Source organism: Streptomyces sp. NPDC101225, from assembly GCF_044767585.1.
In the GTDB taxonomy this organism is placed as follows: Bacteria; Actinomycetota; Actinomycetes; order Streptomycetales; family Streptomycetaceae; genus Streptomyces.
Genome location: NZ_JBIWOE010000055.1, coordinates 36472 through 47308, shown reverse-complemented (window position 1 = coordinate 47308; position 10837 = coordinate 36472). Strand labels below are relative to the sequence as shown.

General features: G+C 73.4%; 10 protein-coding genes, 3 tRNA genes and 1 pseudogene. 10 read left to right on the top strand and 4 right to left on the bottom strand.

Going from position 1 to position 10837, the window contains the following annotated elements:
- A pseudogene (locus ACIRPX_RS41505) lies at positions 1-94 on the bottom strand (succinyl-CoA--3-ketoacid-CoA transferase); the annotation flags it as partial.
- Positions 95-304: 210 nt separating this feature from the next.
- Here ACIRPX_RS41505 and ACIRPX_RS41500 point away from each other — a divergent pair.
- Complete coding sequence (locus tag ACIRPX_RS41500) at positions 305-769, top strand: MarR family winged helix-turn-helix transcriptional regulator (protein WP_404205259.1); 465 nt, start codon at positions 305-307, stop codon at positions 767-769.
- 5 nt (positions 770-774) lie between these two features.
- Here the strand turns inward: ACIRPX_RS41500 and ACIRPX_RS41495 are convergent, their stop codons facing one another.
- The gene (locus tag ACIRPX_RS41495) at positions 775-1749 is read right to left on the bottom strand and encodes a DUF3048 domain-containing protein (RefSeq protein ID WP_404205257.1); all 975 of its coding nucleotides are present in this window, start codon (positions 1747-1749) and stop codon (positions 775-777) included.
- A 196-nt stretch (positions 1750-1945) separates the two neighbouring features.
- On the opposite strand from ACIRPX_RS41495, the gene ACIRPX_RS41490 reads away from it, so the two are divergent.
- Positions 1946-3136: a zinc-dependent alcohol dehydrogenase gene (locus ACIRPX_RS41490; protein ID WP_404205255.1), complete on the top strand. Its 1191-nt coding sequence runs from the start codon at positions 1946-1948 to the stop codon at positions 3134-3136.
- Positions 3137-3155: 19 nt separating this feature from the next.
- Here the strand turns inward: ACIRPX_RS41490 and ACIRPX_RS41485 are convergent, their stop codons facing one another.
- Positions 3156-4226 carry an ATP-dependent DNA ligase gene (locus tag ACIRPX_RS41485; protein WP_404205253.1) on the bottom strand — a complete coding sequence of 357 codons (1071 nt, stop codon included), beginning with the start codon at positions 4224-4226 and terminating at the stop codon, positions 3156-3158.
- A 74-nt stretch (positions 4227-4300) separates the two neighbouring features.
- Here ACIRPX_RS41485 and ligD point away from each other — a divergent pair, with 74 nt between their 5' ends.
- The gene (gene ligD, locus ACIRPX_RS41480) at positions 4301-5329 is read left to right on the top strand and encodes a non-homologous end-joining DNA ligase (RefSeq protein WP_404205251.1); all 1029 of its coding nucleotides are present in this window, start codon (positions 4301-4303) and stop codon (positions 5327-5329) included.
- A gap of 110 nt (positions 5330-5439) precedes the next feature.
- Positions 5440-6477, top strand: coding sequence for a LacI family DNA-binding transcriptional regulator (locus tag ACIRPX_RS41475; RefSeq protein WP_404205249.1), 1038 nt, complete (start codon positions 5440-5442; stop codon positions 6475-6477).
- Between the two features lie 156 nt (positions 6478-6633).
- Here ACIRPX_RS41475 and ACIRPX_RS41470 read toward each other — a convergent pair whose 3' ends face one another.
- Positions 6634-7419, bottom strand: coding sequence for a VOC family protein (locus ACIRPX_RS41470; protein WP_404205265.1), 786 nt, complete (start codon positions 7417-7419; stop codon positions 6634-6636).
- Between the two features lie 289 nt (positions 7420-7708).
- Between ACIRPX_RS41470 and ACIRPX_RS41465 the strand changes: the two genes are divergently transcribed.
- The 6 genes from ACIRPX_RS41465 to ACIRPX_RS41440 all read left to right on the top strand — a co-directional run bounded on the left by ACIRPX_RS41465 (position 7709) and on the right by ACIRPX_RS41440 (position 10835).
- Positions 7709-7957, top strand: a complete 249-nt coding sequence (locus ACIRPX_RS41465) for a WhiB family transcriptional regulator (RefSeq protein WP_404205263.1) — start codon at positions 7709-7711, stop codon at positions 7955-7957.
- Positions 7958-7996: 39 nt separating this feature from the next.
- Positions 7997-8071, top strand: a tRNA-Gly gene (locus ACIRPX_RS41460).
- Positions 8072-8081: 10 nt separating this feature from the next.
- A tRNA-Glu gene (locus ACIRPX_RS41455) sits at positions 8082-8153 on the top strand.
- Positions 8154-8161: 8 nt separating this feature from the next.
- Positions 8162-8236 (top strand) — tRNA-Ala (locus tag ACIRPX_RS41450).
- Positions 8237-8265: 29 nt separating this feature from the next.
- A complete protein-coding gene (locus tag ACIRPX_RS41445; protein ID WP_404205247.1) occupies positions 8266-9594 on the top strand; it encodes an SDR family oxidoreductase in 1329 nt (442 codons plus the stop codon).
- Positions 9591-10835, top strand: coding sequence for a ribonuclease inhibitor (locus tag ACIRPX_RS41440; protein ID WP_404205245.1), 1245 nt, complete (start codon positions 9591-9593; stop codon positions 10833-10835). Before ACIRPX_RS41445 ends, ACIRPX_RS41440 begins: the two co-directional genes overlap by 4 nt.
- Positions 10836-10837 lie beyond the last annotated feature (2 nt).

The window sequence follows — 10837 nt, the reverse complement described above, 5'->3', positions numbered from 1 at the left end:
GCACCCCACTCAAACCGAACCCACCCACCGCCAACGACGCACCCTCCCCCACATCCACCACCGCATCAGCGGCTGTGGCGACCACCTTGTCCATCCGTGAAGCCCCATCCCGTCCGTGTACCCGGTCCTCAATTACTCAGGGCACTGAGCACTTCGGTGAAGTTTCTTTCACGCTGCCACTGTCCCCGCAAGGCGTCAAGACCTCGACGAAATGCGAGGTCAGTGACGGCCTCCGGGAGGGAGACAGTTCTTGTGGTCTCCGGGTATCGTCAGTGCACCAACGAATTCGACCTCGGGAGCGCACATGGCCGCGGTGGACCTCACCACCCACCCCGGGCACCTGGCCCGGCGGCTGCAGCAGGCCCACTACCTGCTGTGGAACACGATGGTCTCGGAGGAGATCACCTCGCCGCAGTTCGCGGTCCTCAACGCGCTCGTCGCCGAGCCGGGCCTGGACCAGCGCACGGTGGGGGAGCGGGTGGGGCTCGACCGGTCGACGATCGCCGAGGTGATCAGCCGGCTCGGCAGGCGGGGGCTGGTGGACAAGGTGCGTGATCCGCAGGACGGCCGCCGTTTCCTGCTGCGTCTGACCGAGGAGGGCCTGCGCACCCACCGCAAGCTGACCGTGCGCACGGCGCGGATGAACCAGGTGTTCCTGGCGCCCCTGTCCGCCGACGAGCAGACGGTGTTCTTCGAGCTCATCCGGCGGGTCGCCGACGCCGCCGAGGGGCTCCGCAACCCGGTGGAACCCCTCGTGGCACAGGGCTGACCCGGTCACGACGCCTGGGCCAGCACCACCCACACCTGGCCCTTGGCGAAGTTGACCGGCTTGCCGTCCTTCGTCGTGAAGTCGGTGCCGTCCGTGGCCTTGCCGCGCTGCCAGTCGACGTCGTAGACGCGCCCGTCGCGCAGGACGCTCGCCGTTCCCGAACCCACCGTCTCGGTGTACGGCGTGTTGTTGCCGAGGACGTCGTGGAAGGCGGACTTGTGCACCTTCACGTACTGCACGACGACCGTCGCGGGTGCCACCCGCTTGCCGTCGGTCGTCACGGTGGGCGTCCCGTCCATCGCGACCAGGTAGCGGTGCAGGCGCGGGGACCAGGTGAAGGTGAAGCCGGCGGCCGGGTAGTGGACCGTGCGCGCGGTCTCGCGCCTGCCGCCGGCGGGCGCGGCGCCGTAGCGGAAGCCGGTGGTGAGGGCGGCCGGGCCCGGTGCCGAGTGCATCAGGCGGGCGGGCCGCAGGTAGAGGTTGTGGGGTGCGGGTTTTCCGCTGCCCCGGAAGTAGGCGCCGGTGGCCTTCGAGGGCGGCTCGGGGTTCAGGGGTGCCTGGTCGATGAGCGGCAGCAGTTTGTGCTGGGCGCCGGAGAAGGCGAGCGTCGGATTGTCGAACTGGCGCAGCAGCTCCAGGTCCGACTCGCGGGCGCTGCGCACCGGCCCGACGGCCTGCGGCAGCGTGGTCGCGTACACCGCCATCAGGCGGCTGAGGCCGCCCTCCACCTGCTCGGCGTAGACGACGTCGGCGGCGTCGAGGCCGGTCTGGGGCCGGGCCGCGGGCGCGTTGTCGATCTTCACGGCGAGTACGGGGCGGACCGCGGCGGTGTGCCGCGGGGTCGGCGTCCTCAGCTCGCCGCGTCCGTCGTCGGCCGGGCCGTGCTGTCCCGTGCAGCCGGCCGCCAGCGCGGCCGTCACCGAGGCGGCGAGCAGCGCCACCGTCGTCGAGGTGCGTCGCAGGCGTTTCTTCCGTCTCATGTTCACCGTGGTCACCACATCCCGTGTAGATGATTGTGCGCTTATACGTTCATTGGTGGCCATACCCGCGTGGTTCTGATTGCGCGCGTTGAATACGCCCATTGGCCCCTCGACCCGCTTCGGGAGGCGGACGCGCGGGTACCCGGGCCGCACCGCGGAAGGGGACGGACCGGAGCGACGGAGGGAGCGCCACGCGATGAAGGCAGTGACCTGGCAGGGGAAGCGGGACGTACGGGTGGAGGACATGCCCGATCCGAGGATCGAGCAGCCCACGGACGCCGTCGTCCGCATCACGTCGACCGGGCTGTGCGGCTCGGATCTGCACCTGTACGAGGTGCTCACGCCGTTCATGACGCCGGGCGACATCCTCGGACACGAGCCGATGGGCATCGTCGAGGAGGTCGGGCCCGGGGTACCGGATCTCGCGGCGGGCGACCGGGTCGTGGTGCCGTTCCAGATCGCCTGCGGCACCTGCTGGATGTGCCTGACGGGGCTGCCGACGCAGTGCGAGACCACCCAGGTGTCGAGCGAGGGCATGGGGGCCGCGCTGTTCGGCTACACACGGCTGTACGGTGCGGTGCCGGGCGCCCAGGCCGAGTATCTGCGCGTGCCCCAGGCCCAGTTCGGGCCGATCAAGGTGCCGCAGGGCCCGCCCGACGACCGCTTCGTCTACCTCTCCGACGTGCTGCCGACCGCCTGGCAGGCGGTCGAGTACGCGGGCGTCCCCGAGGGCGGCAGTGTCGCCGTGCTCGGTCTCGGGCCGATCGGCGACATGGCCTGCCGGGTCGCCCAGGTGCGCGGTGCCGGACAGGTGTTAGGCGTCGACCTGGTGAGCGACCGGCTGCGCCGGGCCCGCGCGCGGGGTGTGGAGACGTTCGACATCAGGAGTTTCGACGGCGAGAAGGAACTCGTCGCCGCGATCCGCGACCGGACCGACGGCCGCGGCCCCGACGCGGTGATCGACGCGGTGGGTACCGAGGCACACGGCGGCGCGGCGGCCCGGCTGGCCCAGGCGGCCTCGTCCGTCCTGCCCCGCAGGATCGGCGGGCCGTTCGCCGAGCGCTTCAGCATCGACCGGCTGGCCGCCCTGCACACGGCGATCGACCTGGTGCGCCGCGGCGGCACGATCTCGCTCAGCGGGGTCTACGGCGGCACGGCCGACCCGATTCCGCTGCTCACGCTGTTCGACAAGCAGATCCAGATACGCATGGGACAGGCCAACGTCCGCCGCTGGAGCGACGAGATCATTCCGTATCTGACGGACGAGGACCCGCTCGGCGTCGACGGGTTCGCCACCCACCGGCTGCCGCTGTCGGAGGCGCCGCGCGCGTACGAGATGTTCCAGCACAAGCGGGACGGCGCGGTGAAGGTGCTGATGACGCCGTGAACGGCACGGCGGGCGGGGCTCAGCGGGGGGAGCGCAGGATCTCGGCGAGGTCGTAGCGGACCGGCTCCTCCAGCTGCGCGTACGTACAGCTCTCCGGAGCGCGGTCCGGGCGCCAGCGGCGGAAGCGGGCCGTGTGCCGAAAGCGCGCGCCGTTCTCCATGTGGTCGTAGGCCACCTCCGCGACCCGCTCGGGGCGGAGCGGCACCCAGGACAGGTCCTTCTTGCCCGACCAGCGGCTCGGCGCGCCGGGCAGCCGGGCGTTCTCGTGCGCGGCCTCGTCGGCCCAGGCCGCCCACGGGTGGCCCGCCGGGTCCGCCATCCGCAGCGGCTCCAGCTCCTCGACGAGTTCCGCGCGCCGCTTCATGGCGAAGGCGGCCGACACGCCCACGTGCTGGAGGCGGCCCCGGTCGTCGTGGAGCCCGAGCAGCAGCGAGCCCACGACCGGGCCGCTCTTGTGGAAGCGGTAGCCGGCGACGACGACGTCCGCCGTCCGCTCGTGCTTGATCTTGAACATGGCGCGCTGGTCCGGCAGGTAGCGCAGGGTGAGCGGCTTGGCGACGACACCGTCCAGGCCCGCCCCCTCGTACTGCTCGAACCAGTCCCGCGCGACCTCCACGTCGGTGGTCGCCGGCGCCAGGTGGACGGGGGCGGTGACGCCCGCCAGGGCGCGCTCCAGCAGCGCGCGCCGGTCGGTGAGCTCCACGTCCAGCAGGGACGCGTCGGCCAGGGCCAGCAGATCGAAGGCGACGAAGGACGACGGGGTGCGCTCGGCGAGCGTGCGCACCCGGGAGTCGGCGGGGTGGATGCGTTCGGTGAGCGCGTCGAAGTCGAGCCGTCCCTCCCGGGCGATCACGATCTCCCCGTCCAGCACGCACCGCTCGGGCACCCGCTCCGTCAAGGCGGCCACCAGCTCAGGAAAGTACCTCGTCAGAGGCTTTCCGGTACGGCTGCCGAGCTCGACCTGGTCGCCGTCGCGGAACACGATCGCCCGGAACCCGTCCCACTTCGCCTCGTACTGCATGCCCGGGGGAATCGTCGCCACCGACTTGGCGAGCATCGGTTTCACGGGCGGCATCACCGGAAGATCCATGGTTCCGATTCTGCGCGCATACAGCGGCTGCCGCCCGGTGTGCGAGGTTTACGGGAGGCGCCTACGGTGGCGGCATGGGTGCAGCGGTGGAACTGGAGGCGGGCGGCCGCACGGTCCGGCTGTCCAGCCCGGACAAGGTCTTCTTTCCCGAGCGCGGTTTCACCAAGCTGGACCTCGCCCGCTACTACATCGCGGTCGGCCCCGGCATCCTGCGCGCCCTGCGCAACCGGCCCACCACCCTGGAGCGCTACCCGGACGGGGTGACCGGCGAGTCCTTCTTCCAGAAGCGGGCGCCCAAGAACATGCCCGGCTGGATCCCGACCGCCCACATCACCTTCCCCAGCGGCCGCAGCGCCGACGAGATGTGCCCGACCGAGGAGGCCGCCGTGCTGTGGGCCGCCCAGTACGGCACCCTCACCTTCCACCCCTGGCCGGTGCGCCGCGACGACGTCGACAGCCCCGACGAACTGCGTATCGACCTCGACCCGCAGCCCGGCACCGACTTCGACGACGCCGTCCGCGCGGCCCACGAACTGCGCGCCGTCCTCGACGAGTTCGGCGGCCTGCGCGGCTTCCCCAAGACGTCCGGAGGCCGCGGCCTGCACGTCTTCGTGCCGATCGAGCCGCGCTGGACCTTCACCCAGGTCCGGCGGGCCGCCATCGCGGTGGGCCGCGAGCTGGAGCGGCGGATGCCGGAGCAGGTGACCATCAAGTGGTGGAAGGAGGAGCGGGGCGAGCGCATCTTCGTCGACTACAACCAGACGGCGCGGGATCGCACCATCGCCTCCGCCTACTCGGTGCGCCCCCGCCCGCACGCCCCCGTCTCCGCGCCCCTGACCTGGGACGAGGTCGGGGTGGCCCACCCTCAGGACTTCGACATCGCGACCATGCCCGCGCGCTTCGCCGAACTCGGCGACGTGCACGCGGACATGGACGACCGGCGCTTCTCCCTGGAATCCCTGCTCGAACTCGCCCGCCGGGACGAGCACGACCACGGGCTGGGCGATCTGCCGTACCCGCCCGAGTACCCCAAGATGCCGGGGGAGCCCAAGCGGGTACAGCCGAGCCGGGCGAAGAAGACGGACGGCACGATTCCGGGTTAGCGGCCGCTCCGCACTGACGCGTCCTCCCCCGCGGCGAGCGTGTGAGCGCTCTCACCCGCCCGCCCGCCTGGGGTTATCCTGATCGGCACCCGCCGATGAGGAGCCCCGAAGTGACCGACGCAGCGCCGCGACCCACACTGGAGGCCGTGGCCGCCCGGGCCGGCGTGTCGCGGGCGACCGTGTCCCGGGTGGTGAACGGCGGCGACGGGGTGCGCGAACCCCTCGTCGAGCGCGTGCGCCGCGCGGTGGAGGAGCTCGGGTACGTGCCGAACCAGGCCGCCCGCAGCCTGGTGACACGGCGGCACGACGCCGTCGCCGTGGTCATCGCCGAACCGGAGACCCGCGTCTTCGCCGACCCGTTCTTCGCCCTCCAGCTGCGCGGTATCAGCAAGGAGCTGACCGCCCACGACAACCAGCTCGTGCTGCTGCTCACCGAGGGCCGCGACGACCACGCCCGGGTCGGGCGGTATCTGGCGGGCGGCCATGTCGACGGCGCGCTCGTCTTCTCCCTGCACCTCGCCGACCCGCTGCCCGGGCTGATCCAGCACGCCGGTGTGCCCACCGTGTTCGGTGGACGCCCCGGCTGGAGCGACGGCCGCAGCGACGCGGTGTACGTCGACTGCGACAACCGCAGCGGGGCGCGCGAGGCGGTGGAGCACCTGGTCGCCCTCGGCCGCACCCGGGTCGCGCACATCACCGGGCCGCTCGACCAGACCTCGGCCGCGGACCGGCTCGACGGTTTCCGGGACGCACGGGTCGACGCCGATCCGCGGCTGGTCGTGGAGAGCGACTTCACGCCGGCCGGCGGCGAGCGGGCGATGCGTGAGCTGCTGGCACGGCGGCCCGACCTGGACGCGGTCTTCGCCGCCAACGACCTGACCGCCGTGGGTGCCCTGCGGGTGCTGCGCGAGCACGGGCGGCGGGTCCCGGAGGACGTGGCCGTCATCGGGTTCGACGACATGCTGCCGGTGGCCGAGCAGAGCGAGCCGCCGCTGACGACGGTGCGTCAGGACATCGAGGAGATGGGGCGGTTGATGGCCCGGCTGCTGCTGCGCCGGCTCGGCCAGCGGGCCCCGGAAGAGGGGGAGACGGGCCCGCCGTCCAGCGTGGTGCTGCCCACCACGCTGGTACGGCGCGCCTCGGCGTAGCGCTCCGCGGGCCGGGCGGATGTGCGGCTGCTGCGGTGCGGCCGTGCGGCTGCGGTGGTGCGGTTGTGCCGTGTCGGGTTGGTTCTCGGCCGTTGCGGCGTCACGGCCGGTCGCGCCCTTCCCCGCCCCCGTGAAGGGGCGCCTGCCCGTGCTCGCTCACGGCTGTTGCGGGGCGCTCTTGATCACGGCGAAGCGGGCGCCGTAGGGGTCGGCCAGCTTGGCGATGCGGCCGACGCCCTCGATGTCCGTGGCGGGGGCGCGCACGCTGCCGCCCAGCCGGCGGGTCAGGGCGACCGCGGCGTCCGTGTCGGCCACCTCGAAGTACGGCAGCCAGTAGGCGCTCTGCTCCGCGGGGTCCTCGGCCAGGTCGACGATGCCGCCGAACATGGCGTCCTCTCCGGCGCCGACGGGGTTGACACAGGTGTACGTGCCGCCGGGGAAGGGCACCGCGGAGGTCTCCAGACCCAGGGTCTCGTGGTAGAACCAGGCCGCCTGGGCCATGTCGAGGGTGTAGAGCTCGACCCAGCACAGGGCGCCGGTCTCGTTGGCCTTGTCGACGCCCTTCGTGCGGCCCGGCTGCCAGATGCCGAACGGCACGCCCGCCTTGTCGCCGAGGATCGCCATACGGCCCTCGCCCATCACGTCCATGGGCTGCATGAGCACCGAGCCGTGCGCCTGCTCGGCCGCCTTGGCGGTGGCGTCCGCGTCGGCGCTCTGGAAGTAGACGGTCCAGGAGGGCGGCCCCTGCTCGGGGGTGGTCTGCATGCCGCCGGCCACGGTCCCGCCGTCCAGCTGGAAGAAGCCGTAGCCGCCGGCGTCCGGGCCCGCCGACCGGAACTGCCAGCCGAAGAGACCGCCGTAGAAGGTGGTGGCGCCGTCGATGTCGGAGGTGCCGACGTCGATCCAGTTCGGAGCGCCGTTGACGAAACGGGTGGTGAGCATCATCGCCCTCCTCGGAAGGGTCCCGTTCTCTGCACTGCCGAGTCTTGCATCCCGCACCGACAATCGCTGCCGGAGTGTCCGGGCGGGGCGGAGGAGGCGCTTCACCGGGCGCGCCGGCCGTGACGACCGGGAACGGCCGACGGGGCTCGGACGGGTTCGCGGCGTGCTCCGCGCGCCGCCGTGCGCCACCGGGGGCGGGCGCGCCACCATCGAGGCGGCCGCGGGCCCCGGCGGCGGCGTTGATCGGGCGTTGATCGAACGTTTTTCGCCGCCCGGCACGCTCTCGCCCATGCACATCGACATGACAGCCCCGACGGACCTCGCCTGGCAGGCCGAGGCGCTGTGCGCGCAGACCGGGGCCGACTTCTTCTTTCCCGAGCCGGGCAGCTCGGTGCGTGAGGCCAAGCGCATCTGCGGCCTGTGCGAGATGCGTCCGGTCTGCCTGGACTACGCCCTGCGCAACGACGAGCGCTTCGGTGTCTGGGGCGGCCTGTCGGAGAAGGAACGGCTGGAGCTGCGGCGGCGCGAAAACCGGTGAGCCCGGCAGGCCCGGATGCGGTTAGGATCCCAGGGCGCACCCGGGCGTAGCGCAGAGGCAGGCGCACCCGCCTTGCCCAGGCGGACGACATCGGTTCGAATCCGGTCCCCGGGCTGCGTCCGTGGGCCCTGTCGAGCAGAGGCAGACTCGCCGCCTTCTCAGGGCGGATACGCCGGTTCGAATCCGGCCGGGGCCCACCCGCAGGGGACGGTAGCGCAGAGGCAGGCGCACCTTCATGGCATGAAGGACACGCCGGTTCGAATCCGGCCCGGCCCACCACACGGCAGGGCAGGAACGGGGCGGGACACATGACCGACGTGATCGGCGACGAGGAGCTGGCCGCCTTCCACCGCACCATGGGCCGGCTGCGCGAGCTGCCCGTCGACGACCCCGTGCGGCTGCGCGCCGAGCAGGTCGCCGCCTCCTTCGCCCGCGACGGCCGGCTGCGGCGGCGCAAGGCGCGCGGTGCCAAGCTGTCCGCGGCGGACGCCGACGCGATGGCCGCGACCGCGACCGGCGCCCGGGACCGGCGCGAGGACGCGCCGCTCGCCCTCCCCGGCAGCCCGGGCGTCTTCCGCAGGCCGCGCAGCTGCTACGTCTGCAAGTCGCCCTATCGGCAGGTCGACGCCTTCTACCACCGGCTCTGCCCGGACTGCGCCGCCGACAACACGGCACGGCGCGCCCTGAGCACCGACCTGGGCGGGCGCCGCGCGCTGCTCACCGGCGGCCGCGTGAAGATCGGCTTCCAGCTCGCGCTGATGATGCTGCGCGACGGCGCGCAGCTCCTGGTCACCTCCCGCTTCCCGCACGACACGATGCGCCGCTTCCGCGCCGAGCCGGGCAGCGAGACGTGGCTGGACCGGCTCGCCGTGCTCGCCGTCGACCTGCGCGATCCACGCCAAGTGCTGGGGCTGTGCGAGGAGTTGCGTGCCGAGGGCGAGCCGCTCGACATCCTCGTCAACAACGCCGCGCAGACCGTGCGGCGCCCGCCCGAGTCGTACGCCCTGCTCGCCGGGGGCGAGTACGACGGGCTGCCCGAGGGCGCCCGGCAGGCGCCCGGCTTCACCCCGATGCGGATGCTGGGGAGCGGCGCCGCGTCGCTGCCGGTCGCGCTGCGCGAGGCCGACGAGGCCGGGCTGCTGCCCGACCCGTCGCCGGAGAACTCCTGGTCGGCGCGGCTCGGCGCGCTCGACCCGGCCGAGGTCCTGGAGACCCAGCTGGTCAACGCCCTCGCCCCGGCGCTGCTGTGCGACCGGCTGCTGCCGCTGCTGCTCGCCTCGCCGCACCCGCGCCGCTACGTCGTCAACGTCACCGCGGTCGAGGGCAGGTTCGCCGTCCGCAACAAGATGGCGGGCCATCCGCACACCAACATGGCCAAGGCCGCCCTCAACATGCTCACCCGCACCAGCGCCGCCCATCTCGCCGGGCGGGGCGTCCACATGTGCGCCGTCGACACCGGCTGGATCACCGACGAGAACCCGGCGCCGAAGAAGGAGCGCATGGCCGGGGCCGGATTCCGCACCCCGCTGGACATCGTGGACGGGGCGGCACGCGTGTACGACCCGATCGTGCGGGGCGAGGCCGGCGATCCGGTGTCCGGGGTGTTCCTCAAGGACTACCGGGAGGCCCAGTGGTGACCGGGGAAGCGGGCACTCCCGCCGGGGCCGGCCGTGACGGCGCGGTCGCCGGGGTCGGCGCGGTGGCCGGTTGCGCCGGTGTGCCGCGCGTCGTGCCCCGGCCGGTGGCCGAACTCGGCCCGCTGCTGGACTGGCTGCGGGCCGGACGCCCGGCGGGGGAGCGGCTGGACTTCTCGGCCGGTACGGCCCTGCCCGACGGCCGGCTCGACCTGTGCAAGCAGAGCCTGGGTGCCCGGGGCGCCGCCCTGGTCGCCGGCGCACTGTCCCAGGGCCCCTCTCCGGTACGGCATCTGCTGCTGGGGACCGACGCGCTGGGCGACGACGGAGCCGCCGCCGTGGCCGGGACGGGCGCCGGCGTCGAGACGCTCTACCTCGGCTGCAACGGCATCACCGCGGGCGGCGCCTGCCGCATCGCCGACCAGCTGCGGGCCTCGCCCCAGGTGGTGACCGGTGTGTGGCTCAAGCGCAACCCGCTGGGCGGCGGGGGCGGCCGGGCCGCCGCCGAACTCCTTGATTCCGCACGGTCGCTGCGCACCCTCGACCTCGTGCAGACCGGCCTGGACGCGCCCGGGGCCGGCGTCCTCGCGGACGCGCTGCTCGCCGCGGCGGGCAACGGCCGCCGGATCGAGCGGCTGTTCGCCGGCGGCAACCCGCTCGGGCAGGCCGGAGCGGCGGCGCTCGCCGAGGTGGTGGCGGCCGGCGCGGTCGACGAACTGTACGTGTCCGCGGCCCGGTTGGGGGACGCGGGGGCGCTCCACCTGGCCGACGCGCTCGGCCGGGCGCCGTACGGACGCCTGGCGCGGCTGTCCGTGGCCGGCAACGGCATCGGCCCATCGGCCGCCGCCCGCCTGGTGACGGCGGCGACCGCGGCCGGGGTCACCCTGCTGGACCTCGGCCGGGTGCGGGCGGCGGCCGTGCTCGGGGCGGCGGACAACCAGGTCGACCTGGCGGCCGCCGCGACCATCGCGGACGCGCTCGCGCGGTCCGAGCACCGGCTGGCCCATCTCGTGCTCGCCCACACGGGGATGCGCAGCCGCGAGGCGCACCGCCTCCTGGACACCGCGCCCCGCGCCGCCACGGCGACGCGGTTCGTGCTGGGCCGCGGGATCGCCGCGAGCGTCAAGCGCCGGCTGGAGGCGCTGAGCGCACACGTCCCGCTGCCGTCGGTCCCGGCCGATGTCGCCGCCGTGCGCAGTGTGCACCGTACGCCGCCGCCGGCCGGAGCCGGCGGGGTGCGCTGAGC